Source organism: Myxococcus sp. MISCRS1, assembly GCF_026626605.1.
In the GTDB taxonomy this organism is placed as follows: Bacteria; Myxococcota; Myxococcia; order Myxococcales; family Myxococcaceae; genus Myxococcus; species Myxococcus fulvus.
This window is the reverse complement of record NZ_JAPNKB010000001.1, coordinates 8200752-8224303: the sequence shown is the minus strand read 5'-3', so window position 1 is coordinate 8224303 and position 23552 is coordinate 8200752. Positions and strand designations below refer to the sequence as shown.

General features: G+C 70.1%; 19 protein-coding genes. 12 read left to right on the top strand and 7 right to left on the bottom strand.

The genetic code is table 11. The annotated features are described in order from the left end of the window. Window positions 1–59 precede the first annotated feature (59 nt). On the bottom strand, window positions 60–3332 hold the full coding sequence (locus OWM54_RS32870) for an SNF2-related protein (RefSeq protein WP_267700035.1): 3273 nt from the start codon (window positions 3330–3332) through the stop codon (window positions 60–62). A 134-nt stretch (window positions 3333–3466) separates the two neighbouring features. Between OWM54_RS32870 and OWM54_RS32865 the strand changes: the two genes are divergently transcribed. From OWM54_RS32865 to OWM54_RS32835, 7 genes are all read left to right on the top strand, one after another. After that, a complete protein-coding gene (locus OWM54_RS32865; RefSeq protein ID WP_267700034.1) occupies window positions 3467–4453 on the top strand; it encodes a 2-hydroxyacid dehydrogenase in 987 nt (328 codons plus the stop codon). After that, window positions 4450–5004, top strand: a complete 555-nt coding sequence (locus OWM54_RS32860) for an adenine phosphoribosyltransferase (RefSeq protein WP_267700033.1) — start codon at window positions 4450–4452, stop codon at window positions 5002–5004. The genes OWM54_RS32865 and OWM54_RS32860 overlap by 4 nt, the downstream gene beginning before the upstream one ends. 104 nt (window positions 5005–5108) lie before the next feature. Then, entirely contained in the window at window positions 5109–5945 is an 837-nt protein-coding gene (locus tag OWM54_RS32855; RefSeq protein ID WP_267700032.1) for an alpha/beta fold hydrolase, read from the top strand. 82 nt (window positions 5946–6027) lie between these two features. After that, the gene (locus tag OWM54_RS32850; RefSeq protein WP_223745351.1) at window positions 6028–6624 is read left to right on the top strand and encodes a TetR/AcrR family transcriptional regulator; all 597 of its coding nucleotides are present in this window, start codon (window positions 6028–6030) and stop codon (window positions 6622–6624) included. Between the two features lie 166 nt (window positions 6625–6790). Beyond that, window positions 6791–8107 (top strand): MFS transporter, encoded by a 1317-nt coding sequence (locus OWM54_RS32845; protein WP_267700031.1) that lies wholly within the window; start codon window positions 6791–6793, stop codon window positions 8105–8107. Then, the gene (gene coaD, locus OWM54_RS32840; RefSeq protein ID WP_223745349.1) at window positions 8104–8601 is read left to right on the top strand and encodes a pantetheine-phosphate adenylyltransferase; all 498 of its coding nucleotides are present in this window, start codon (window positions 8104–8106) and stop codon (window positions 8599–8601) included. The genes OWM54_RS32845 and coaD overlap by 4 nt, the downstream gene beginning before the upstream one ends. Next, window positions 8598–9344, top strand: coding sequence for an MBL fold metallo-hydrolase (locus tag OWM54_RS32835; protein WP_141322894.1), 747 nt, complete (start codon window positions 8598–8600; stop codon window positions 9342–9344). The genes coaD and OWM54_RS32835 overlap by 4 nt, the downstream gene beginning before the upstream one ends. A 52-nt stretch (window positions 9345–9396) precedes the next feature. Here the strand turns inward: OWM54_RS32835 and OWM54_RS32830 are convergent, their stop codons facing one another. Beyond that, window positions 9397–11292, bottom strand: a complete 1896-nt coding sequence (locus OWM54_RS32830; RefSeq protein ID WP_267700030.1) for an alpha-amylase family glycosyl hydrolase — start codon at window positions 11290–11292, stop codon at window positions 9397–9399. Between the two features lie 244 nt (window positions 11293–11536). On the opposite strand from OWM54_RS32830, the gene OWM54_RS32825 reads away from it, so the two are divergent. Both OWM54_RS32825 and OWM54_RS32820 read left to right on the top strand, forming a co-directional pair. Further along, window positions 11537–13150: a bifunctional metallophosphatase/5'-nucleotidase gene (locus OWM54_RS32825; RefSeq protein ID WP_267700029.1), complete on the top strand. Its 1614-nt coding sequence runs from the start codon at window positions 11537–11539 to the stop codon at window positions 13148–13150. A gap of 203 nt (window positions 13151–13353) precedes the next feature. Continuing rightward, window positions 13354–14436, top strand: a complete 1083-nt coding sequence (locus tag OWM54_RS32820) for a 2-oxoglutarate and iron-dependent oxygenase domain-containing protein (RefSeq protein ID WP_267700028.1) — start codon at window positions 13354–13356, stop codon at window positions 14434–14436. 2 nt (window positions 14437–14438) lie between these two features. Here OWM54_RS32820 and OWM54_RS32815 read toward each other — a convergent pair whose 3' ends face one another. Then, the gene (locus tag OWM54_RS32815) at window positions 14439–15212 is read right to left on the bottom strand and encodes a YdcF family protein (RefSeq protein ID WP_267700027.1); all 774 of its coding nucleotides are present in this window, start codon (window positions 15210–15212) and stop codon (window positions 14439–14441) included. A 10-nt stretch (window positions 15213–15222) separates the two neighbouring features. Next, window positions 15223–16068 carry an NAD(+)/NADH kinase gene (locus OWM54_RS32810; RefSeq protein WP_223745343.1) on the bottom strand — a complete coding sequence of 282 codons (846 nt, stop codon included), beginning with the start codon at window positions 16066–16068 and terminating at the stop codon, window positions 15223–15225. 118 nt (window positions 16069–16186) lie between these two features. Between OWM54_RS32810 and OWM54_RS32805 the strand changes: the two genes are divergently transcribed. Continuing rightward, window positions 16187–17521, top strand: a complete 1335-nt coding sequence (locus OWM54_RS32805; RefSeq protein WP_267700025.1) for a replication-associated recombination protein A — start codon at window positions 16187–16189, stop codon at window positions 17519–17521. A 78-nt stretch (window positions 17522–17599) separates the two neighbouring features. Here OWM54_RS32805 and OWM54_RS32800 read toward each other — a convergent pair whose 3' ends face one another. The 3 genes from OWM54_RS32800 to OWM54_RS32790 all read right to left on the bottom strand — a co-directional run bounded on the left by OWM54_RS32800 (window position 17600) and on the right by OWM54_RS32790 (window position 21747). Beyond that, entirely contained in the window at window positions 17600–19060 is a 1461-nt protein-coding gene (locus OWM54_RS32800) for a sigma-54-dependent transcriptional regulator (RefSeq protein WP_141322903.1), read from the bottom strand. Continuing rightward, window positions 19057–20637: an ATP-binding protein gene (locus OWM54_RS32795; protein WP_141322904.1), complete on the bottom strand. Its 1581-nt coding sequence runs from the start codon at window positions 20635–20637 to the stop codon at window positions 19057–19059. Before OWM54_RS32795 ends, OWM54_RS32800 begins: the two co-directional genes overlap by 4 nt. 168 nt (window positions 20638–20805) lie before the next feature. Further along, window positions 20806–21747: a diguanylate cyclase gene (locus tag OWM54_RS32790; protein WP_223745341.1), complete on the bottom strand. Its 942-nt coding sequence runs from the start codon at window positions 21745–21747 to the stop codon at window positions 20806–20808. Window positions 21748–21879: 132 nt separating this feature from the next. Here OWM54_RS32790 and OWM54_RS32785 point away from each other — a divergent pair, with 132 nt between their 5' ends. Both OWM54_RS32785 and OWM54_RS32780 read left to right on the top strand, forming a co-directional pair. Beyond that, window positions 21880–22668: a glycosyltransferase family 2 protein gene (locus OWM54_RS32785; protein ID WP_141322906.1), complete on the top strand. Its 789-nt coding sequence runs from the start codon at window positions 21880–21882 to the stop codon at window positions 22666–22668. Between the two features lie 7 nt (window positions 22669–22675). Then, window positions 22676–23524 carry a ChbG/HpnK family deacetylase gene (locus OWM54_RS32780; protein ID WP_267700024.1) on the top strand — a complete coding sequence of 283 codons (849 nt, stop codon included), beginning with the start codon at window positions 22676–22678 and terminating at the stop codon, window positions 23522–23524. The last annotated feature ends 28 nt before the right edge of the window (window positions 23525–23552 follow it).

Sequence of the window (23552 nt, the reverse complement as noted above, 5' to 3'; positions counted from 1 at the left end):
GGACGGACGGCGGGCGGGTGAGGGCGGGGCCCGTTGGAGCCCCAACCCTTTGTTCCGACTCAGGTCTCGGTGAAGAGCTCCTGGATGTCCTGCTCGGTGAGCGTGCGGGCCATCTCGTCGCCCTCCCCACCGAGGACGCCGGCGGCGAGGTCGCGCTTGCGACGCTGCAGGGAGAGGATCTTCTCCTCCACCGTGCCGCGGGTAATCAGCTTGTAGCTGATGACCGCGCGCGTCTGGCCGATGCGGTGCGTACGGTCCGTGGCCTGGTCCTCGACGGCGGGGTTCCACCACGGGTCGAAGTGGATGACGTAGTCGGCCGCCGTGAGGTTGAGGCCGGTGCCGCCCGCCTTCAGCGAGATGAAGAACAGGGGCGGTCCGTCCGGGCGGTTGTACTCGTCCACCTTGCCCATGCGGTCCTTGGTGCGACCGTCCAGGTAGAGGTAGCGCAGACCCTTCTTGTCCGCCTCCTGCTTGAGCAGCTCCAGCATCTCCGTGAACTGGCTGAACACCAGGGCGCGGTGACCTTCCGCCACCAGGTCCTCCACCAGCTCCAGGAAGCGCTCCACCTTCGCGCTGGGCGGCAAGAGCGTCCCGGGAGGCAGCTTGAGCAGGCGTGGATCACAACACACCTGCCGCAGGCGCATCAGCGCGGCCAGAATCGACACGCGGCTGCGCTTGAAGCCGACCTTCTCGATGCTCTCGCTGACCTTGCGTTTGCTCTCCTCCATCACCTCCCGGTAGAGCGCGGCCTGGCCGGGCTCCATCTCGCACCACGCGACGCTCTCCGTCTTCGGCGGCAGGTCCTTGGCCACCTCCGTCTTCAAGCGGCGCAGGATGAAGGGCTGGATGCGGCGGCGCAGCCTGTCCCGGGCCGACGCGTCGTTGGCCACCTGGATGGGCTGCTCGTAGCGGTCTCCGAAGCTGTCCGCGCTGCCCAAGAAGCCCGGCATCAGGAAGTCGAAGATGCTCCACAGCTCCGACAGCCGGTTCTCCAGCGGCGTACCGGTGAGCGCCAGGCGCGTGTCGCTCGGCAGCGACTTGCACGCCTGCGCCGTGGCGCTGTCCGCGTTCTTGATGTTCTGCGCCTCGTCCAGGATGACGAAGCGGAAGCCCACCTGGGACAGCTGGTCCAAGTCGCGTCGCACCAGCGCGTAGGACGTGAGCACCAGGTCCATGCCCTTCAGGTCCTCGGCGCGCTCCTTGCGGTCCTGCCCGTGCCACACCATGGCCTTGAGGCCCGGCGTGAAGCGCTCCGCCTCGCGCTCCCAGTTGGCGAGCACGCTGGTGGGCGCCACCACGAGCGACGGCTTGCGGCCCTCCTCGTTGGCCATCTTCTGCAAGAGGCTGAGCGACTGGACCGTCTTTCCCAGACCCATGTCGTCCGCGAGGATGCCGGACAGGCCGTGGCGGCGCAGGAACCAGAGCCAGGACAGGCCCGCCTCCTGGTAGTGACGCAGCGTCGCCTGCAGCCCGTCGGGCACCGCCACCTTCGGCACGCCCGCCGTCTCGCGCAGCTCCAGCATCGCCTGGCGCGCCTTCGCCTCCACCTCGGTGAACTCCCCCAGGTCCGCGAGCAGGTCCAACGCCACCGCCTGGTGCAGCGGCAGCCGCGTGCGCGAGCGGCCCGGCATGGCGCCCGCCTCCTCCAGGAGGTCCGCCACGCGCTTCAGTTCGACGGCGTCCGCCTCCGCGAAGGTGCCGTCCTTGAGCGGCACGAAGCGCCGCCCCGAGTCCAGCCACATGCGCACCGCGCCCAGGTCCACCGCCTGGTCGTCGGTGACGAACTCCGCGTCCAGGTCGAACCACTGCACGCCGCTCATGCCCACGCGGATGCGCGGCTTGAGCTTGGGACGCAGCCGCACCTTGGGCGCCTGCACGCCGAAGCGCTCCCACTCCGCCGGCAAGGACGCCAGGCCCCGCGCCCAGAACTCCAGCGCCACGTCACCCGTCGCGTCGAACGCCTGCGACTGCGGCTCGAAGCGCAGGCCCAAATCGAGCAACTGCTTGCCCGCGGCGCGCTCCAGGTCCTCGCGGCGGCGGTACAGCTTGCGGCTGTCCCCGCCCACGCCGCTGGCGTAGCCCAGGTGCGTGGCCGTGGGGGACACCGGCGCCGTGGTCTGCCCGTAGCGCGCGGCCAGCTGCACCTTCACCTTCTCCGGGTTGCCCTCGAGCGTCAGCACGAAGTGCGGCTCGACCGCCTCGTCGACCTCGATGTCGTCCGCCTTCAGCGACATGCGGAAGCGCGGCAGGTGCGCGGCGAAGAAGGTCAGCACCCGGTCCAGCTGTCCCGAGGGGAAGGACATGTTGGGCTCGAGCAGCCACTTGCGCAAAAGGCGCGGCGGGAAGTCCGGCTCCACCGGGTGGAGGTTCTGCGCCTGGATGACCCAGGTGCGCCGCCCCGACAGGATGATGACGTCCTTGAGCGAGAAGCTGCCCCCGTCCGGGAACAGCAGCTCAATGCGCGCCGTGGCGCCGTCCGGCCGGGACTCCAGCCGGATCTGCGGGCGCACGGGCGTCTCCGTGTTGATGAGCGCGGTGCCCCGGTAGATGACCCGGCGCTGGCGCAGGATGTCCATCACCTCGCTCAGGTCCTCGTCGGAGAGCACCAGGCGCGAGTCGTAGCGGTGCTCGTGGCGGGAGAGCGCCATGAAGACGCGCTCGTCGGCCGGGGACAGCCGCCCGCCCGTCTGCAGCGTGCGCTTGACGTGGATGGGGCCCTTGGTCTGCGCGTCCTGACGACGCACGTCCACCACCCACTGACGGGTACCGGCGTTCGTGTTCGCCGCCGTCAGCCGGTAGAAGAACTCGTAGTCCGGCTGCGAGGACAGGCCCAGCCAGCTCTCCACCTTGGCGAGCGCCGGCAGGTTCGCGGCGTCCACCGGAGGCGAGTCCGGCTCGATGGGGGCCTCGTTGTCCACCACCTCGTTGCTGGCGCCGGACGCGGTGGCCTGTGGCTGCTGCTCCACGGGCTGGGGCGCCACCGGCTGCGGGCGAGGCGGAGGACGGAAGCGCGCGGCATAGATGAGCGCCGCGGCGACGACGTGCTTGCAGTGGGGGCCATCCGCGTTCCACGACTGACAGGTGCAGGTGGACGTGGCCTTGCCGTCCCCCAGCGCAATCACGACTTCATAGCGCTCGCCGGTGGAACCGGCGACCTGCGCGCGGATGTGGTCCCCTTCGCGCTGGAGCCCGAAGACGCGGCGTGACTCCGCCACCTCCCGGCCCTTCTTGAAGATGGTGGGTTGGACTTCGGCCTTCAGGGCCCTGAGCCACTGGGTGTCCTGAGGAGGGAGGGCGTCTCGGATGTCGGCGGTGGATTGCACGGCTGGCACAGGCCCCAGGCTCCTAGCGCCGGGGAACCCCTGCCACTAGCACAGCAAGGGGGCTCCCGCTCGCGGGAAATGTGGATGAGTCCGCCAGCGGAAGCAGCCACCGGCATCAGGCTATGAGAGCATCAACGTTCGCCATGGCTCGGACCGTCCGCCCCCGTGTCTTCGTGACCCGCCAGCTCCCCGGGGAGGCCCTCGGGCGACTGGGCAGGCTCGTGGACCTCCACGTCTGGCCCCAGCAGCTGCCCCCCTCCCGTGACACCCTGCTCGCCGAGGCGGCACGCTCCGAGGGGCTCGTCACCCTGCTGACGGACCAGGTGGACGCTCGCCTGCTTGCCCAGGCCCCGGGCCTGCGGGCGGTCAGCAACGTGGCCGTCGGCTACGACAACATCGATGTACCGGCCTGTACGCAACGGCGGGTGGTGGTGGGTAACACCCCCGGCGCCCTCACGGAGACGTCCGCGGACTTCGCCTTCGCGCTGATTCTGGGCCTCGCCCGGCGCGTGGCGGAGGCGGACGCCCATGTCCGGGCCGGACACTGGCGCACCTGGAGCCCCACCCTCCTGTTGGGGACGGACGTGTACGGCGCCACGCTGGGCATCGTCGGCCCCGGGGCCATCGGCTCGGCGGTGGCCCGGCGCGCGAGGGGCTTCGGGATGCGCATCCTCTATGTGGGCCGCGACCCCAGGCCCGCGCTGGAGCGGGAGACGGGGGCCCGGCGGGTGGACAAGGCCACGCTGCTCTCCGAAGCGGACATCCTCACCCTGCACGTGCCGCTGACGCCCCAGACGCGGCACTGGGTGGGGCGCGCGGAGCTGGCGGCGATGAAGCCCGGGGCGCTGCTCGTCAACACCGCGCGTGGCGGCGTGGTGGACCCGGACGCGCTCGTCGAGGCCCTGCGCGAGGGCCGCCTGGGCGGCGCGGCCCTGGACGTGACGGACCCCGAGCCGCTGCCCCAGGACAGTCCGCTGCTGGGCCTGCCCAACGTCCTGCTGGCGCCCCACATCGCCAGCGCCACGCACGCCACCCGGGGGCGCATGGCCTCCATGGCGGTGGACAACCTGTTGGCCGCGCTGGACGGACAGCGGCCTCCTCACTGCGTCAACCCCGAGCTCTTCCCATGACCCTGCCCGCCGCGAGCCTCGCCGACACCACCCTCGTCGATGACCTGAAGGCCCGTCTGCGCGACGTGCCGGACTTCCCCAAGCCCGGCATCGTCTTCAAGGACATCACCCCCGTGCTGGCCGACCCGAGGCTGTTCGGCCGCGTCATCAACGCCCTGTCCGCGCCCTTCCGGGGACAGCACATCTCCAAGGTGGTGGGCGTCGAGGCGCGGGGCTTCCTGCTGGGCGCGCCCATGGCCCTCGCGCTGGGCGCGGGCTTCGTCCCCGCGCGCAAGCCGGGCAAGCTGCCCTATCGCTCCGTCGTCGAGCGCTACTCGCTGGAGTACGGCGCGGACGGCCTGGAGATACACGAGGACGCCCTGGCCCCGGGTGAGCGCGTGCTGGTGGTGGATGACGTCCTCGCCACGGGCGGCACGGCGGAGGCCACGGGGCGGCTCGTGAAGCGGCTGGGTGGAGAGCTGGTCGGCTTCAGCTTCCTCATCCACCTGGGCTTCCTCGACGGTGGCAAACGCCTGGCGCCGACGCCCGTGACGAGCCTGCTGACGTTCTGAGGCAAGGGCCGACCCGGGCCCCCGCCCCTTCCCCGCTCGCCTGCTGCGACGCTCCGTTCAGGTGTCCACCCTCTGACGAGAAGCCTCGTTCCACAGGGGGAGACATGCCTGAGGTGCGCTCCACCGGCGATGCCCGCATCCGCTACGACGACGTCGGCGAGGGCGAGCCCACGCTGCTCTTCATCCCCGGCTGGTGCACGCGCCGGGAGGTCTTCGCGCCCCTGGTCCCCCTTTGCTCCGCGCGACACCGCGTCCTCTGTGTCGACCTGCGGGGCCACGGCGACTCCGAGCAAGGCGAGGGCGACTTCGACAGCGGCGCGGTGCTCGAGGACCTGAAGGCCGTGGTGGAGGACAGCGGCGTGAAGCAGGTGGTGCCGGTGACGGTGTCCCACGCGGGCTTCTTCGGACTGGAGCTGCGCCGGGAGCTGGGCGCGGAGCGGGTTCCCCAGCTCGTCCTGCTGGACTGGATTGTCACCGAGCCGCCACCGCCCTTCCTCGCGACGCTGCGCGGCCTCATGTCGGAGCGCTGGGGACGCACGCGCGACGCGCTGTTCAAGGAGTGGACGCGCGGCGTGGAGCACGAGGACGTGCTGCGCGTCATCCACGAGGACATGCTCGAGTTCTCCGAGGAGATGTGGGCCCGCGCGGCGCGCGAAATCGCGGCGGCCTATGCCCGGGAGGGCTCGCCCCTGCGCGCGCTCGCGGGACTGAATCCGCCCACGCCCACGTTGCACCTGTACGCGCAACCGGACGCGCACGACTACCTGGAGACGCAGGTGGCCTTCGCAGTGCGGCACCCATGGTTCCACGTCATGAAGCTCCCCGCCGTCAGCCACCTGCCCTCGCTGGAGGTGCCGGCGCTGGTGGCGACGGGAATCCAGGCCCTCGTCTCGGGGCGACACACCGCGGTCCAGACGGGGGACCTCTCCACCCCACGGTGAGCCCACTCCATCCCGAGGACGGGTTGACGACTTCCGCTCGCCTGTTTATAAGTTGGTCACACAACCAACAAACAAGGCCACCATGCCCCGTCCGTCCAACACCGAGGAGCGCCGCCAGCAAATCGTCGCCGGCCTTTTGCGCGTGATGTCCGAGCGGGGCTACGAGCGGGCCTCGGTCAACGAAATCGCGAAGGCGGCGGGGCTGAGCCCGGGGCTGGTGCACTACCACTTCAGCGACAAGCAGGAGATTCTGCTCGTCCTGGTGGAGCAGCTCGCGGCGCGGGGCCGTGCGCGGGTGGCCGCGAAGCTCGCGAAGCTCGCGCCCGAGGACACCCGGGGCCGCGTGGACGCGTTCGTGGACGCGTTCCTCTCGCTGGGGCCCGACGCGGACACGAGCGCGGTCGCGGGCTGGGTCACCATCAGCGCGGAGGCCATCCGTCAGCCCGAGGTCCGCGCGGCCTATGAGCAGGTGGTGCGCGCGGACCTGGAGCAGTTGGAGTCGCTGGTCGCGGCGAGCGTGGGCAAGCGCAAGGCGCGGGCCCTGGCGGCGGGACTCTTCGCGGCGGTGCAGGGCTACTTCGTGCTGTCGGCGAGCGCGCCGGGCCTGGTGCCCGCGGGCACGGCCGCGAACACCGTGAAGCGCATGGCCGCGGGTGTGCTGGATGGAGAGGAGGCATGAGCCCGCTCCTCCCACACTGGACCGGTGGCCAAGAGCCCGGCACCGCGCGATGCGACGCCGCCCATGCCACGGGGCCCACGCCCGTCGCGGCCCTCGCTCGGCGCATCGCGGCGACAGGCTGCCGCGACACGACGTCGCGCGATGCCATGTCCGCGCGGAGGCCCGCATGAGCGCCCTCCCAACCCCGCCCAGCGGGCGCGGACAACGCGAAGACACGCTCACCCCTTCGACGATGCTCCCTGGAGCGAGCCTCGTCGCGAGCCCCGACCTGGGCACGGTGACGAAGCTCGGGCTCCTGTCGAGCCTCTACCTCTCGCAGGGCCTGCCCTTCGGCTTCTTCACCCAGGCGCTCCCGGTGCTGCTGCGCCACCAGGGCCTGTCGCTGCCCGCCATCGGCCTGTCGCACCTGCTCGCGCTCCCATGGGCGCTGAAGTTCCTGTGGGCGCCGTACATGGACCGGCACGGCTCGGCGCGCTGGGGCCTCAGGCGCGGCTACATCCTCCCGCTCCAGTGCCTGAGCGCGGGCCTGCTGCTCTCGCTCGCGCTGCCCGACACCACCGTGAGCACGCAGGTCCTGTTCGCCGCGGTGCTCGGCGTCAACCTGCTCGCGGCCACGCAGGACGTGGCGACCGATGGACTCGCGGTGACGCTGCTCTCCCCTTCCGAGCGCGGCTGGGGCAACGGCGTGCAGGTGGCCGCCTACCGCGTGGGCATGATCCTGGGCGGCGGCGTGATGCTCGCGGTCTTCGATGCCGCGGGCTGGCGCCCCACCCTCGTGGCCCTCGGCCTCATGCTGCTCGTCGCCACCATCCCCGTGGCCCTCTACCGCGAGCCTCCCTCCGAGCCCCCGCCCCGCGTGAGCCTGGGCCTCGGCTGGTGGGTGCGGCGCCCGGGCGCGGGGACGTGGCTCGCCCTGCTCGTCGTCTACAAGGCCGGTGAAGCGCTGGCCACGGGAATGCTGCGCACCTTCCTCGTGGACCGGGGCCTGACGCTCACGGACATCGCGTGGTTGCTCGGAATCGTGGGCTTCACCGCGGGCCTGGTGGGCGCGCTCCTCGGCGGCAGCCTCGTGGTGAAGCTCGGACGCAAGCGGGCCCTGCTCCTGTTCGGCGCCATCCAGGCCACCGCCGTGCTCCTGTACGCGCTCGTCTCCAGCGGCACCGTGTCGGGCCTGCCCTGGCTCACCGCCGTCTGCGCCGTGGAGCATGTGGCCAGCGGCATGGCCACCGCCGCCGTCTTCACCGCGATGATGGACGTCTGCCGTCCCGACCACGCCGCCACCGACTACACCGTGCAGGCCTCGCTCGTCGTGCTCGCCACCGGCGCCGCTGCGGCCCTCAGCGGCTTCAGCGCACAGGCCCTCGGCTACACGGGCCACTTCCTCCTGGCCGCGGCCCTCTGCGTCGCGGGCACCCTCTTCGTCACCATCGCCTTCCCGAAGTCACAAGCGCTCACGCCCGGAACACCCGAGGTGTCGCCATGACCATCGCCGTCTACGCAGGCAGCTTCGACCCCGTCACCGCCGGGCACCTGTCCGTCGTCCGCCAGGCCGCGCGACTGTTCGGCCACGTCGTCGTCATCGTCGCCATCAACCCCGCGAAGAACACGCTCCTGTCCCCCGACGAGCGCGTTGCCCTGGTGCGCGAGGCCGTGGCCCCCCACCCCAACGTCACCGTGGCGTGGACCGAGGGGCTCATCGTCGACTACGCGCGGGCTATCGGCGCCAGCGTCCTGCTCCGCGGCGTCCGGGGCGCGACCGACGCCCAGTTCGAGACGGAGCTCGCGCACAACAACCGCGTGCTCGCGCCCGAGCTCGCCACCCTCTTCCTCCCCGCGGAAGCACACCTCGCCGAGGTGAGCAGCAGCGGCCTCAAGGCGCGCGTGCTCCGGGGCGAGGACGTTTCCGACTTCTGTCCTCCCGCCGTCGCGGCGAAGCTGCGCGAGCGTCTCCACCCGTCCCACCGGAGCCAGCCATGAGCATGACTTTCATCCCCCTGGGTGTCGGTGACGCCTTCTCCGCGCTCCACTACTCCTCGTGCCTGGCCGTGGAGGTCGACGACCAGGTCCTCCTCATCGACTGTCCCCACCCCATCCGGAAGATGATGCGCGAGGCGTCACTGACGTCCGGCGTCCCGCTGGACGTGGACCGCGTCAGCGCCGTGGCCCTCACCCACCTGCACGCGGACCACTCCTCGGGCCTGGAGGGCCTGGGCTACTTCTCCTTCTTCATCCTGCGAAAGAAGCTGGAGCTGCTCGCGCACCCGGACGTCGCCGAGCGCCTGTGGGAGGGCCACCTGGCTGCGGGCATGGAGTGCCTCATCGAGAAGCGCGGCGAGGCCCCCAACCCCAAGCACTTCGAGGACTACTTCGAGCACACGCCCCTCTCCACCGAGTCGGCCGTGCGCCACGGGCCCTTCCTCATCGAGGCGCGGATGACGTACCACCACGTGCCCACCACCGCGCTGCGCATCCACGCCGGAGGCCGGTGCCTGGGCTACAGCGCGGACACCGCCTTCGACGAGGGCCTCATCGACTGGCTGTCGCGCGCGGACCTGGTCATCCACGAGACGAACTACGGCGTGCACACGCCCTACGAGAAGCTCGCCGCGCTGCCGGAGGGACTGCGCGCCCGCATGCGCCTCATCCACTACCCGGACGACTTCGACACGGCCGCGAGCGTCATCGAGCCGCTCCAGCAGGGCCGCCGCTACACCGTGTGAGGAGCCTCCGGGCGCCCGCCTGACTCCGGGCGCCCGGGACGTTCCTCAAGCGTTACTGCGAGAAGATGAGCAGCGAGTAGGGACCAATCGCGAAGGACGCGTTGTTGCCCATGCCGTCCTTGCCGCCACTGTATGCCGTGGTGTTCGCCGACGGGGTGTTGCCGAAGTCACCCGAGTACCCGTTCCAGTCGCTGTTGAAGCGCAGGTACCAGGTGCCGGTGCGCGGGAAGCCGATGTTGTAGCTGTTGAACGTGGTGCTGCTGAAGTTGGCCACGACGATGACGTCGTCGCCCGGGCCACCGTTCTCCCACCGGTGGTAGGCAATCACCTTGTTGGTGTTGTTGATGTGGTGGACGTTGAGGCCACCCCCGCGCAGGCCGCGCGTGTTGTTGTTCCAGTTGCGGCGCAGGCGGATGAGGTCGCGGTAGAGGTTGTGGATGCCACCGAAGTCGGTGAGCTTCTGCCAGTCCACCGGGTCCTGGTCGGAGAAGAAGCCGTTCTCCAGAATCTCCTGCCCCTGGAAGATCATCGGGATGCCCGGCGACGTCATGGTGATGCCCGCGGCCAGCGTGGAGCGCTTCTTGGACGCCCAGCTCCCCGCGTTGCCCGGCCAGATCTCCTCCGGCACGCGGCTGTGGCCGTTGGCCACCTCGTCGTGGCTCTCCGAGTAGATGATGCGCGCGTGCGTCCGGCCACTGAAGCTCTGGCCAATCGCGGCCGCCACCGCGCCCATGTTCCGGTTGGCGTCGTTCTGCTCGATGACCGCCGCGCGGATGGGGTGCACGAACTCCGCGGACCACTGCGCGTCGAACCCCGCGCCTCCCGCGAAGTCGCCACTCGCGTTGTCGGTGATGGAGTTACCGCCACCGAAGTCCTCGGCGATGGAGATCTTGTAGCCGCTTCGCGCGTTGATTTCGTTGTTGACGGAGCGGAACACCTGCCACGCCGACGGGATGTCACCCGTGCCATCAATCGTGCGCATGTACTTGGTGGCGTCCCAGCGCAGGCCATCGCCCCGGAAGTTGTCGAGCAGGTTCATCATCGAGTCGCGGATGTAGGCGCGCACCTCGGCGCGGCCGTAGTCCGGGCGGGTGTTGCCCCACGGCGTCACCTTGCGACCGTCATCGAAGAAGTACTCGCCGCCGTTGTTCAGGCAGTTGCCGCTGAAGCACCACATGGGCAGATCACTCGGCCCCCAGTGGTTGTGCACCACGTCGAAGATGACGCCGATGCCGCGCATGTGCGCCTCGTCCACGAAGCGCTTCATGTCGTTGGGCGAGCCGTAGGCGCTCTCCGGCGCGAACGGGAAGGCCACGTTGTAGCCCCAGGAGAAGTCGCCGGCGAACTCGTACGCCGGCATCACCTTCACCATGTTGATGCCCAGGTCCTGCAGGTAGCCGAGCTTCGCGATGGCGCTGTTCCAGTTGCCCGGCCCCCAGCCCGGCGAGTCGTGGAAGGTGCCCACGTGCATCTCGTAGATGACCATCTCGTTGAAGCCCGGCGTGCTGAACTGCTGCGCGTTCCACCAGTACTCGCCGTGGTCGTAGATGATGCTCGCGCCCGTGGAGTTCTCCTGCCACGCCGCCCGAGGGTCCGCGCGCCACGCGTCGCTACCCCAGGCGTTGCGCGTGACGAACTTGTACTTCTGGCCCTTCACCGCGCCCGCCACGTCGCCAGAGAAGTTGCCGTTGCCCTCGCCGCCCAGCTCAATCCAGCCCCAGCCGCTGAAGTCGCCCGCGACGAAGACCTTCTGCGCCAGCGGCGCCCACGTCCGGAACGTCACGCCCCCCGAGTAGATGGTGGCGCCCATGCCCGGTCGCCCCGAGGGGCCGAGCCGCTGAACGACCTCCGCTGTCTCCTCACCGGAGCGCTGTTGATTCTCGAGCGCGCTCTCGCCGCAGCCCAACAAGCCGGCCAACAGCAGCGCGCTCCATGTGTTGTGTCGCATGGTGACGACCTCCCTAGGGTTGTTCAGGGCGGGTCCTAGCAATCGCAGTGAAGTACGGGCAAACCGGCTTCATCAGATTTCTGTAACTTTCACCCATGACACACTGCGGCGGTTTTCCTGGCTGTCCTGGGATGGTGGTGACTCAGGGGCCTGAGGTGAAGGCGGGTGTGCTCGCGTTCGTCGCGTGAGTGCGCTACTCCGGCGAGCCCGGCGCCGTGCGGGCGCCCCTGGAGAACGACTCGCGATGACGACGACGACAGCGCTGGCCCGACGTGGGGCCCTGCTCCTGCCGCTCGCGCTGCTGCTGACGCTGGCCCCGGGCCTCGGCCAGGGCGCGGCGCCCGCGGGCACCACGCGCCTGACGTTGCTCCACCTGGCGGACGTGTACCAGGTGCAGCCCCAGCAGGAGCACGGGGGCCGGGGGGGCCTGGCGCGGGTGGCCACGCTGCGCAAGCGGGTGCTGAGCGAGTCGCCTGCCCCGCACGTGCTGACGCTCCTGGGCGGCGACACGCTGTCCCCGTCGGTGGAGTCGTTGCTGGAGGTGGACGGCAAGGCGCTCAAGGGCCGGCACATGGTGGACGCGTGGAACGCGCTCGGGCTGGACGCGGCGGTGCTGGGCAACCACGAGTTCGACTTCGGTGACGACGTGCTGAAGGAGCGCATCCGCCAGTCGCGCTTCACCTGGCTGGGCGCCAACGTCGTCGACGGGAAGACGGGCGCGCTGTTCGAGGGCGTCAAGGCGTACGAGGTGCGGGAGCTGGGTGGCGTGCGCGTGGGCCTGTTCGGCGTGGTGCTGCCGGAGACGAAGACTTCGACGAAGGCGGGGCCCGACACGCTGTTCACCGACTTCTGCCAGGCGGCGCGGGAGGCGGTGGCGAAGCTGCGCGAGGACGGGGCGCAGGTGGTGGTGGGCCTGACGCACCTGGAGCTGGCGCAGGACCGGCAGCTGGCGAGGTGCGTGAAGGTCGACGCCCTCCTGGGCGGGCATGACCACGTGGGCGCGAATGACCGCACCACCGGCACGCCCATCTTCAAGGTGCCCGCGGACGCGCTGGAGCTGGGCCGGCTCACGCTGGACGTGGACACGGCCACGGGCAAGGTGCGCAAGGTGTCCTGGGCGCGGCTGCCCGTCACGAAGAAGGTGCCCGAGGACGCGGAGTTCAACGCGGCCATGAAGCCCTATGAGGCGCTGTTCGCCAGGCTCGCGGAGCCGGTGGGCAGGACGCCCGTGGCGCTCGACGCCCGCGGCACGCAGGTGCGCTCGCGCGAGACGAACCTGGGCTCGCTCGTCGCGGACATCTTCCGCGAGGCGGCCGGCGCCGAGGTGGCCTTCGTCAACGGGGGCGCGCTGCGCGCCGACACCATCCTCCCCGCCGGCACGCTCACGCGCAGGGACCTGCACGCGCTGATGCCCTACACCGACGAGCTGGTGGTGGTGGAGATTCCCGGCGCCACGCTGCGCGCCGCGCTGGAGAACGGCGTCAGCCTGAGCCGCGAGGACGCGCGCCCCGGCCGCTTCCTCCAGGTCTCCGGCATGCGCTTCACCTTCGACGCACGCAAGCCGCCGGGCTCGCGCGTCGTCGACGTGAAGGTGAACGGCAAGCCGCTCGACGACGCGGCCACGTACCGGCTCGCCACGCTGAGCTTCCTCACCAGCGGCAAGGACGGCTACGACATGCTCAAGGGGCTGCCCTCCACGCCCGCGATGAAGGACGGGCGCACGCCGCTGGACCTGCTCGCGCAGGCGCTGCACTCGGGCAAGCCCGCGCCGCGCGCGAAGGCCGAGGGCCGCATCATCCGGCTGGATGGCGCGACGCTCTCACGCGATGCGCGCCGCCCCGCGCCTCCCCTGAAATAAACCCTGGGCGGAATTCGCGCGCCCACACATCCACTTCCCGACAATCTGACCGCCCGAAACCTGGGTGGATTTGGCCCCGTGTCTGGCGATGAACGCGAGGGATTGCTCCACTCGCGCGCCGGCGGAGCGCCCCCGCCGCATCTTCCGACTCGGCCAGCTTGTTTCCGGGAGCGCCCCCAGCCCACCCCCACCCGGGAGCGCCCATGGCCGAGTTGGAGACATTCCGTTTGCCGCACGTCGTGAGTGGAAGTGAAACCGATGTCGCGCTCGGGCTCGCGATGATTCGCGCCTGGCGACGCGACGGCATCTTCCAGATTCGCATGAGCCCCGCGCAGGCGGACAAGGCCCGTGACGCCTTCGAGCTGAGCCGGCGCTTCTTCCGTCAGCCGCTGGAGGAGAAGCAGCGCTGCGTGAGTGACTCGACGTACTCGGGCTACGTCGCCTCCGGCGAGGAGCTGACCGCGGGCGAGGCCGACTACTCGGAGGTCTTCACCGTCTGCAAGGACGTGCCCCTCACCGACGCGCGCGTGCACTCCGGCTGGCCCTGCCATGGCCCGGCGCCCTGGCCGGACGAGGCCTATCGGCTGGGCATGACGGCGCACACCGAGGAGCTCGGCTCCGCGGGCGAGCGGCTCCTGCGGCTCACCGCGCTGGGACTGGGCCTGGACATCGACGCGCTCACCGCGCTGACGAAGGACGGCTGGCATCACATGCGCGTGCTGCGCTTTCCCGCACGCTCTCCCGCAACGACGCGAGGCATCGGCGCGCACACGGACTACGGCATGCTCGTCATCGCCGCGCAGGACGACGTGGGCGGCCTGTGGGTCCGCCCGCCCGTCGAGGGCGAGCCGCGCAAGCGCAACTGGCTGCAGGGCGAGAGCTCCGCGGGCATGTACGAGCACGACGAGCCGTGGACCTTCGTGAAGCCCGTCCCCGACGTGCTGACGGTGTTCCCCGGAGACATCCTGCAGTTCCTCACGCGGGGCTATCTGCTGTCGACGCCGCACAAGGTGGTGCTCGCCTCACGCGAGCGCTTCGCGATGGCGTACTTCCACGAGCCCCACTTCGAGGCCTGCGTCCGCCCGCTGAAGGACCCCACGCGCGACGAGTTCATCCACTACGGCACGCACTTCACGCACATGTTCATGCGCTGCTACCCGGACCGCGTCACCACCCAGCGCATCCTCGACGAGGACCGGCTGACGACGCTCGCGTGGCTGCGGGAGGAGGCCGTCCAGCGCACCGCCCCCGTGGAAGAGGTGCCTCGACGACTCGCCGCGGGCTGACGTCAGGGCGAAGTCCAACCCCGGAGCCGGTAGACGACGCGCCCCGCGAGCTCCCGGAGCACGTCCGTGCTCTGCGACAGCGCTCCGGCGCGGGGCAGCCACCCGAGCCGGCCCATGCGGAAGGCCGGCATCCTCGCGTCCACCGGCAGCGTGTCCGGGCGCAGGCCCACCGCGGCGAAGCACCCCTGCGCCCGGGGCATGTGGGCCGCGCTCGTCACCAGCAGCAGCCGCTTCCAGCCGCGCTCCTGGATGATGCGCGCGGACTCCACCGCGTTCTCGCGCGTGTTGCGGCTCTGGCCCTCGGTGACGATGCGCTCGGCGGGGATGCCCCAGTCCTGGAGCATGCGCGAGAGCACGTCCGCCTCCACCACCGCCGTGGGGCGCGGGTCCAGCGAGCCGCCGGAGATGAGCACGAAGCGGGCGTGTCCCTCGCGCATCAAGTCATAGCCCCGGAGGATGCGCTCCGGCGCGGCGTTGAACTCGAGCCGCCCCGAGCGCTCCATCGCGGAGGGGTCCAGTCCTCCACCCAGGACGATGACGGCGTCGTAGGGCTCGCCGGGCTGGAACGTGTCGTGGGCCCCCTCCTCCACCTGGTACGTCAAGAGCGTGGACATCGCCTCGGTGGAGAAGACGTAGAGCACCCCGAGCCCCGCGACGAGGAGCCCTCGGGCGAGCGCGGGGCGCAGCCGGGGCAGCCGGCTCACGAGGATGAGCAGCAGCGCCCAGGTGAGCGGCGCCAGGAACAGGTCCAGCACCTTCGAGAGGAACAGGAACACGGAGCGTCCGTCAGCGCTCGCCCCAGTGGAGCTTCTGCCGGAGGATGGAGAAGTAGGCCACGCGCGGGTTGCGCACCAGGTTGACCCGGTTGGCCGAGCGCACCACCTCGATGCAGTCACCGCCCTGCAGGCCGTGGCCCGTCTGTCCGTCCAGCGTCAGGTACGTGTCGGCCGTCTCGCTGCGCAGGGTGATGCGGATGGTGCGGTCGGCGGGCACGACGATGGAGCGCTGGGTGAGCGCGTGCGAGCAGATGGGCGAGAGCACCGTGCAGTCCACGGACGGATGGACGATGGGGCCGCCGGCGGACAGCGAGTACGCGGTGGAGCCCGTGGGCGTGGCGAGGATGACGCCGTCCGCCTTGTACGTGGTGATGGGCACGCCATCGATGGAGGTCTCGTGGTCGGCGATGCGCGCCAGCGCGCCCTTGTTGATGACCACGTCGTTGAGGATTTCGTCCTCGATGAGCACGCGTCCGCCGCGAATCAGCCGGCAGGTGAGCTTCATGCGGGAGTCCACCTGGAAGCGGCCCGCGAGCACTTCCTCCAGCGTGGTGAACAGCTCCTCGACGGGGACCTCCGTCATGAAGCCCAGGCTGCCCAGGTTGACGCCGAGGATGGGCACCCCGCGTCCGCCGAGCAGCCGCGCCGCGTAGATGAGGGTGCCGTCCCCGCCGAGCACCACCGTGAGGTCCGCGCGCGCCGCCAGCTCGCGGTCCTCCACCCGGGGCCAGCCCAGCTCGTGGGCCAGGGAGCGGTCTCCCAGGATGGTAAGGTGCGGGTAGGTCTCGCGGATGCGGGACGCCAGGGCCACCGCCTCGGGGTTGTCCTTCTTCGCGACGATGACGAGGGTCTGCACGCAGCCTGCTTCATAATCCAGCCAGGCGCCCGGGCGCTCCCCTGAATTGTCGAAGGCCCCGCCCACCGGACAGACGCCCCGGCGTGCCCGCCTCCGGGGCGCTAGCTTTGAGGGGTCCATGGACCTCTTCGAACACGCGGGACAGAAGGAGCAGGCCCGCCGGGCGCCCCTCGCCGAGCGCATGCGGCCGCGCGCCCTGGATGAGTTCGTCGGTCAGGAGCACCTCACGGGCGAGGGCCGGTTCCTGCGTCGGGCGCTGGAGGCGGACCAGGTCCCGAGCCTCATCCTCTGGGGGCCTCCCGGCACGGGCAAGACGACGCTCGCCTGGCTGGTGGCGCGCTCGACGGGCGCCGCGTTCGATTCGGTGTCGGCGGTGCTCGCGGGGGTGAAGGACATCCGCGAGACGGTGGCGCGGGCGCAGGAGCGCTGGAACCTGCATCGCCAGCGGACGTTCCTGTTCATCGACGAAATCCACCGCTTCAACAAGGCGCAGCAGGACGCGCTGCTGCCCCACGTGGAGAAGGGCACGGTGACGCTCATCGGCGCCACGACGGAGAACCCCTCGTTCGAGGTGAACGCGGCGCTGCTGTCTCGCTGTCGGGTCGTCACGCTGCGCGGGTTGGAGGACGAGGAGCTGGTGGCGCTCCTGCGTCGGGCGCTCTCGGACACGCGCGGGTTGGGAGGACGGGTGACGGCGGACGACGACGCGCTGGAGTTCCTGGCGGCGTCGGCGGGCGGGGATGCGCGCAAGGCGCTGACGGGGCTGGAGGTGGCCGCGGCGCATGCGGGGGCACACGTGGACCGAAAGGCCGCGGAGGAGGCGCTCCAGCAGAAGACGCTGCTGTACGACAAGGGCGGCGAGGAGCACTACAACGTCATCAGCGCCTTCATCAAATCGATGCGCGGCAGTGACGTGGATGGGGCGCTGTACTGGATGGCGCGGATGTTGGAGGCGGGCGAGGACCCCATCTTCCTGTTCCGGCGCATGGTCATCTTCGCGTCGGAGGACATCGGCAACGCGGACCCGCGCGCGCTGAGCGTGGCGGTGGACGCGCTGAGGGCGTTCCAGTTGGTGGGCCTGCCGGAGGGCACGCTGCCGCTCACGCAGGCCGTCACGTACCTGGCGCTGGCGCCCAAGTCGAACGCGGTGCTGACGGCGTACACGTCCGCGCGTGAGGCCGTGACGAAGGAGGGCGCGCTGCCCGTGCCGATGCACCTGCGCAACGCGCCCACGAAGCTGATGAAGTCGCTGGGCTACGGCGGCGGCTACAAGTACCCGCACAACTTCGAGGGCAACTACGTCCCCGAGGACTACCTGCCCGACGAGCTGCGCTCACGGAGCTTCTACACGCCGACTCGCAACGGCGAGGAGGCGCGGCTGGCCGAGCGGTACGAGGACATCCAGCGCCAGCTCGCGGAGCGTGCGCGTGAGCCGGGCGAAGACGAAGGGTGAGGCCTTTCGTAACGAACAGGCGCCGGTGAGGGAGTCCCTCACCAGCGCCAGGAGTTCATCCAGTTCGTCCCGTCGTGACTACGACGCGGCCTCGAGCGGCTCAGCGCCCTCGTCGTCCTTGAGGACGCGCGGCTTCATGGAGCGGCCCGCCACCTCGTACTGCTTGAGCAGCCGGCGGAAGTTGGAGCGGTCCACGCCCGCGGCGCGCGCCGCGCTGGAGACGTTCTGGTTGTTCTTCTCCAGGAGCGCCGACAGGTAGCGCCGCTCGAACGCCCGCATCGCCAGGCGCTTGGCCTGCGCGTACGGCAGGTGCGCCAGGCTGAACACCTCCACCGCCGAGTCGGCCTGAGGCGCCGACTGGAAGCCGGGCGGCAGGTCCTCCACGTCGATGACGTCATTGCCCGTCAGCACCACCGCGCGCTCGATGACGTTCTCCAGCTCGCGCACGTTGCCCGTCCAACGGTTGCAGGTCAGGGCCTCCATCGCGCGCGGGGAGATGCCCGTCACCTTCTTGTCCGCCTTGGACGCGTACAGCTTCAGGAAGTGGTGCGCCAGCAGCGGCACGTCCTGCGGACGGTCCCGCAGCGGCGGCAGGTCGATGGTGATGACGTTGAGCCGGTAGAACAGGTCCTCGCGGAACTTGCCCTGCTCCTTCGCCCGCGACAGGTCCACGTGCGTGGCCGCGATGACGCGCACGTCCACCTTCACCGGCTCGTTGGCGCCCACCCGCTTGACCTCGCCCTCCTGGAGGACGCGGAGCAGACGCACCTGGGTCGCCGGCGGCACGTCGCCAATCTCGTCCAGGAAGATGGTGCCGCCGTCGGCCGCCTCGAACAGGCCCTTCTTGTTGCCCGTGGCGCCCGTGAAGCTGCCCTTCACGTGGCCGAACAGCTCGCTCTCCAGCAGCGTCTCCGTCAGCGCCGAGCAGTTGACGGCGACGAACGGCTTGTCCTTGCGCGAGCTGCGGTAGTGGATGGCGCGCGCCACCAGCTCCTTGCCCGTGCCGCTCTCACCCTGGATGAGCACCGTGGCCGTGGAGTGGCTCACCGTCTCCACCAGCTTGAACACCGAGCGCATCTGCGGCGACTGGCCGATGAGGTCCTCGAACTGGCTGCGCACGGTGAGCGCCTCTTCCAGCGCGCGGGTGCGGTCCTTGAGCGCCTTGCGCTCGGCCGCCTTGGCCACCGTGAGGCTCACCTCGTCGATGTTCTCGAACGGCTTGGTGAGGTAGTCGTACGCGCCCGCCTTCACCGCCTCCACCGCCGTCTCCACGGTGGCGAAGGCCGTCATCATGATGACCTCCACGTCCGGACGCTCGGCCTTGATGCCGCGGAGCAGGTCCATGCCGGACAGGTTCGGCATCTTGATGTCCAGGACGACGACGTCGATGGTCGGGTCCTTGGCCGCCGTCAGACCTTCCACCGCGTCATCAATGGCCACCACCGGGTGGCCCTCGCGCTGGAGAATCTGCGTCACGGCCTTGAGGACGACCGAATCGTCATCCACGACGAGGACTTTGGCGCGCTTGACTTGGTTCACGGCAACCTCTCGAGCTGCAGGGGAATGGGCAGGAAGACGGTGAAACGGGAGCCGGCGCCCACCTGGGTGTCGACGTGGAAGCTGCCCCCGTGGTCCTGGACGATGCGGTACGCGATGGACAGGCCCAGCCCGGTGCCTTCACCGGGGGGTTTGGTGGTGAAGGAGGGCTCGAAGATGCGCGGCAGGTGCTTCTCCTCGATGCCGCACCCCGTGTCGGTCACCGCGAAGAAGCAGCGGTCACCCTCACGGCCCGTCTCCAGCTTGAGCTGGCCTACACGCTCTGGAAGCGCCTGCAGGCCGTTCTGCAGCAGGTTCAACACCACCTGCGCGAGCGTGCCCGGGTCGCCATAAACCTTCGGAAGCCCGTCCTTCAAATCGAGCGACAGCTCCGCGCGCGGCGTCGTCTTCAGCTGCGCCCGGAAGAGCACCGCCGCGTCCTCCACGCACCGCGACAAGTCGAACAGCCGCCGGTCCTCCACGCGGCTGTGTCGGCTGAACTTCAGCAGGCTCTCGACGATGCGCTTGCACCGCAGCGCGCTCTCTTCAATCAGCCCCAGGGACTCCAGGTCCGCGTCGCTGCGGCCCGCGTCGCGGGACATGAGCTGGGCGAAGGCCAGGATGCCCCCCAGCGGATTGTTGATTTCATGCGCCACGCCCCCCGCCAGCTGCCCCACCGCCGCCATCTTCTCCGTCTCGATGAGCCGGCGCGTCATCGCCTGCTCCTCGGTGACGTCGCGATAGGTGCACACCACCCGCTCGTCCCCCGCCATGGGGTAGGCGGCCACCACGTACGTCCTGCCCCCCTGCTGCACCTCTCCGCGCGCGCCCTTGCCGCTCTCCATCGCCGCCGGCAGCGGGCAGCCCGTGCACGGCTCGTTGCGACCGAAGAGATACCGGTAGCAGGCCATGTCGGACGGAATCTGCTCGATGGAGCGCCCCGCCACGTGCGCGTACGCCAGGTTCGCCCGCCGCACCGCGAAGTCGCGCCCGCGCACCACGCACAGCGGCGTCTCCATGCAGTCGAACGACAGCTCCCACTCGCGCTTGGCCTGGCTGAGCATCCGCGTGCGCTGGGCGACGCGCTCCTCCAGGTCCGCGTTGAGCAGCTTCAGCTCCGCGTTCTGCGCCGTCGTCACCCGGTACAGCCGCTCGTTCTCCGCCTGCAGCGCGTACTGCTCGAACGCGCTCTTGACCGTCAGCACCAGGTGGCTGTCGTTCCAGGGCTTGGAGATGAAGCGGAAGATCTCCGAGCGGTTGATGGCCTCCTCAATCGCCTGCTGGTCCGCCTGGCCGGTGAGCATGATGCGCTGGGCGCGCGGCTCCTGCTGCTTCACCCGGGTGAGGAACTCCACCCCGTTCATGCCCGGCATCCGGAAGTCGGAGATGACGACCTCGGGGCGGAACGCCTCCACCGTGCGCAGCGCCTGCTCCGCGTCCGTCGCCGTCTCGATGTCCCAGTCCCCCCGGCGCAGCACCCGCCGGATGGACTTGAGGATGTTCTCCTCGTCGTCCACGAGCAGCAGCCGCCCGCGCGGCGCTGCTTCCGTCTGAGTGATCTGTGCGGCGAGGGGGCCCATGGGATTCTTTCCGTCCCATGACATTTGCAATGTGTCTGCCAGCCGGTGGGGCGCCGCAAACCCATGGAATCACGGGATGATTCGACTCCCCGACAATCGAGGAGTGGGGTCATCCTAGACTCCCCCCACCCTTGTGGGTCAATACCACCCCAGGGTCTTTGACCCAGGTCACTCGCCCTGCGAGGGATTGGGCGGCAACAGGGGCATTTGAGAGTGGAGACAGACCCTGTCCCTGCCCTCCGCCTTGGCCCGGTAGAGGGCCTCGTCGGCGGTGAGCAGCAGCTGCTCGGGGCTGAGGACGGTGCGGTGGGGGAAGCTGGAGAGGCCCAGCGATGCCGTCACCCGGAGCGAGCCCTGGGGCCCCACCTGCAAGGTCGCCAAATCCTTGCGCACACGCTCCGCCACGGTGAGCGCGCCCGTCAGGTGGGTCCGGGGCAACAGGACGGCGAACTCCTCTCCTCCGTAGCGGGCCACCAGGTCCGTCTCCCGCACGCTCTGCTGGAGGGCCGCCGCCACCTCTCTCAGGACGCCGTCCCCCGTGGTGTGGCCATGCCTGTCGTTGACCTGCTTGAAGTGGTCCAGGTCCATGAGGATGAGCGACAGCGGGTCGTCGTAGCGCTGGGCCCGGCGGAACTCCTCGCGCAGCCGCTCCTGGAAGTGGCGGTGGTTGTGGACCCCCGTCAGCCCGTCCGTCGAGGACAGCCGCTGCAGCTCACCCACCTGGTTGGATAGTTGCGAAAATCGGGCGTGGACCGTCAGGCACCGGGCCACCCGCGCCCGTAATTCTTCCACGTCCCATGGGTCGAACATGACCTCGGCGCCGCGGGTGAGCGCCTCCAGCCAAGACTCGCGAGGTTCCCGGGGGGTCAGAACCATCACCGGAGGACCTGGCGGGCCCTCCTGGCCCAGCAGCTTGTCGAGCCAGTCACCGGTGACCTGTCTTCCGCCCACCCACACCACCAGGTCCACCTCCCTCGCCAGCCGGCCCACCTCCGGGCCCGGGGAAATCAGACGGAGGCAGTAGTCCTCCGGACCGAGGGCCCTCGCGAGGCGGGCCAGGGTTGACTCCGCTTCATCCACCACCAGCAGGGTATGAGGCCTAGAGGTCACAGTGTCCCCGTAAAATGGTGATTCCACGGTAGCACAGGGGTGTTCGCGAGTGGGAGCCCCCTGATTGATTTAGGACCCGGGCCTTGCTACCGAGCCGCCCGGAATCCCCTTCTCCGAGCATCGAGGTCCGTCGTGGCCAAGTACCCCAGCATCAGCCTCTTCCTCCCCGCATGGAACGAGGAGGACTACGTGGAGCGGGCGGTGAGTCGGGCGCTGGAGGCGCTGCCGCAGCTGACGGACGACTTCGAGATCATCGTGGTCAACGACGCGTCGACGGACCGCACGCAGGAGATTGCGGAAGGGATGGCGAAGCGGATTCCGCAGCTGCGGGTCATCAACCATCCGGTGAACCTGAAGCTGGGTGGGGCGATGCGCACGGGGCTGGCGGCGTCGACCAAGGACATCGTCGTCTACTCGGACATCGACCTGCCGTGGGACCTGCGGGAGCTGGAGCGCTCGCTGCACCTGATGGACTACCTGGAGGCGGACATGATCTGCGCCTTCCGGTTCGACCGCACGAGCGAGGGCCCCAAGCGCATCGTGTACTCGTTCGTCTACAACATGCTCATCCGGGCGCTGTTCGACATCCAGATCAAGGACGTCAACTTCAGCTTCAAGGTGATGCACCGGCGGGTGCTGGAGTCGATGGAGCTGAAGAGCCAGGGCTCGTTCATCGACGCGGAGCTGGTGGTGAAGGCCATCCGCAAGGGCTTCCGCGTGTTCCAGATGGGCGTGGACTACTTCCCGCGCACGCGTGGCGTGTCCACGCTGGCCTCGCCGTCGGTCATCGTGAAGATGGTGAAGGAGCTGGTGAAGCTCTACCCGGAGACGCGCACGCCCGCGCCGCCGTCGCAGCCGGTGCGCCTGCCGCCGTCGGTGCAGCCGCTGCGCACCGCGAACAGCCGCTCGGCGCGGGGCTGAGTCGTCCGTGAGCACGCCGCCCCGGCGCCTCATCGTCAACGCGGATGACCTGGGGCTGCACCCGTCCCTGGACGCGGGCATCCTCCGCGCGAACCGCGAGGGAATCGTCACCAGCGCCACGCTGCTCGCCATGGGGCCGACCGCGCCCGAGGCCGCGGCGCGTGCGCGCGGGCAAGGGCTCGCGGTGGGGTTGCACCTGGCGCTGTCGACGCGACTGGAGCCCGCGGCGGGCTCCCACCGGGTCCCCACGGTGGCGCCTGACGGGAGGCTGCGTGCGAGCTGGGCGGAGTTCGCGAAGGCGTGGCTGACGGGCAAGGTGCGGCGCGCGGAGGTGGAGCTGGAGCTGGAGTCGCAGCTTCGGCGCGCGCGGGAGCTGGGCGTGGTGGTGGACCACCTGGATGGACACCAGCACCTGCACCTGCTGCCCGGCATCCGGCCGATGGTCGAGGCGATGGCCGCGCGGGAGCGGCTCCCCGTGCGCTGGCCGGACGCCCTGCCCCGCGCGCGGTGGCTGCGCACGCCGGGCCCCGCGCTGAAGACGACGCTGCTCACGGTGCTGGCGCGCACGGCGCCCCGGGCTCGGCACGGCGTGCGTAGGGTGAGCGCGGGCGGCGTGTTCGAGGCGGGCCGGTTGGATGAGGCCGCGCTGCTGGCGGTGCTGGACGCGATGCCGGCGGGAGACTTCGAGGTGGGCTGTCACCCTGGCGAGGGCACACCGCAGGTGCCCGAGGACCCGGCGTGGACCTACGGCTGGCAGGCGGAGCTGGAGGCGCTCACGAGTGCCCGCGTGAAGGCGCGGCTCGCCGAGCGAGGCATCCAGCTCCACTCCTACGGGACGCTCGCTTCCGCGACGTAGAGCACGTGCGATGGCGTGGATGCCCCGC

Excerpts from the sequence above, each read along its gene's own strand:
- OWM54_RS32795 (WP_141322904.1), bottom strand. The coding sequence starts at position 20,637 with ATGGGCCCCCTCGCCGCACAGATCACTCAGACGGAAGCAGCGCCGCGC.
- OWM54_RS32850 (WP_223745351.1), top strand. The coding sequence starts at position 6,028 with ATGCCCCGTCCGTCCAACACCGAGGAGCGCCGCCAGCAAATCGTCGCC.
- OWM54_RS32820 (WP_267700028.1), top strand. The coding sequence starts at position 13,354 with ATGGCCGAGTTGGAGACATTCCGTTTGCCGCACGTCGTGAGTGGAAGT.
- OWM54_RS32830 (WP_267700030.1), bottom strand. The coding sequence starts at position 11,292 with ATGCGACACAACACATGGAGCGCGCTGCTGTTGGCCGGCTTGTTGGGC.
- OWM54_RS32835 (WP_141322894.1), top strand. The coding sequence starts at position 8,598 with ATGAGCATGACTTTCATCCCCCTGGGTGTCGGTGACGCCTTCTCCGCG.
- OWM54_RS32825 (WP_267700029.1), top strand. The coding sequence starts at position 11,537 with ATGACGACGACGACAGCGCTGGCCCGACGTGGGGCCCTGCTCCTGCCG.
- OWM54_RS32865 (WP_267700034.1), top strand. The coding sequence starts at position 3,467 with ATGGCTCGGACCGTCCGCCCCCGTGTCTTCGTGACCCGCCAGCTCCCC.
- OWM54_RS32860 (WP_267700033.1), top strand. The coding sequence starts at position 4,450 with ATGACCCTGCCCGCCGCGAGCCTCGCCGACACCACCCTCGTCGATGAC.
- OWM54_RS32855 (WP_267700032.1), top strand. The coding sequence starts at position 5,109 with ATGCCTGAGGTGCGCTCCACCGGCGATGCCCGCATCCGCTACGACGAC.
- coaD (WP_223745349.1), top strand. The coding sequence starts at position 8,104 with ATGACCATCGCCGTCTACGCAGGCAGCTTCGACCCCGTCACCGCCGGG.
- OWM54_RS32845 (WP_267700031.1), top strand. The coding sequence starts at position 6,791 with ATGAGCGCCCTCCCAACCCCGCCCAGCGGGCGCGGACAACGCGAAGAC.
- OWM54_RS32805 (WP_267700025.1), top strand. The coding sequence starts at position 16,187 with ATGGACCTCTTCGAACACGCGGGACAGAAGGAGCAGGCCCGCCGGGCG.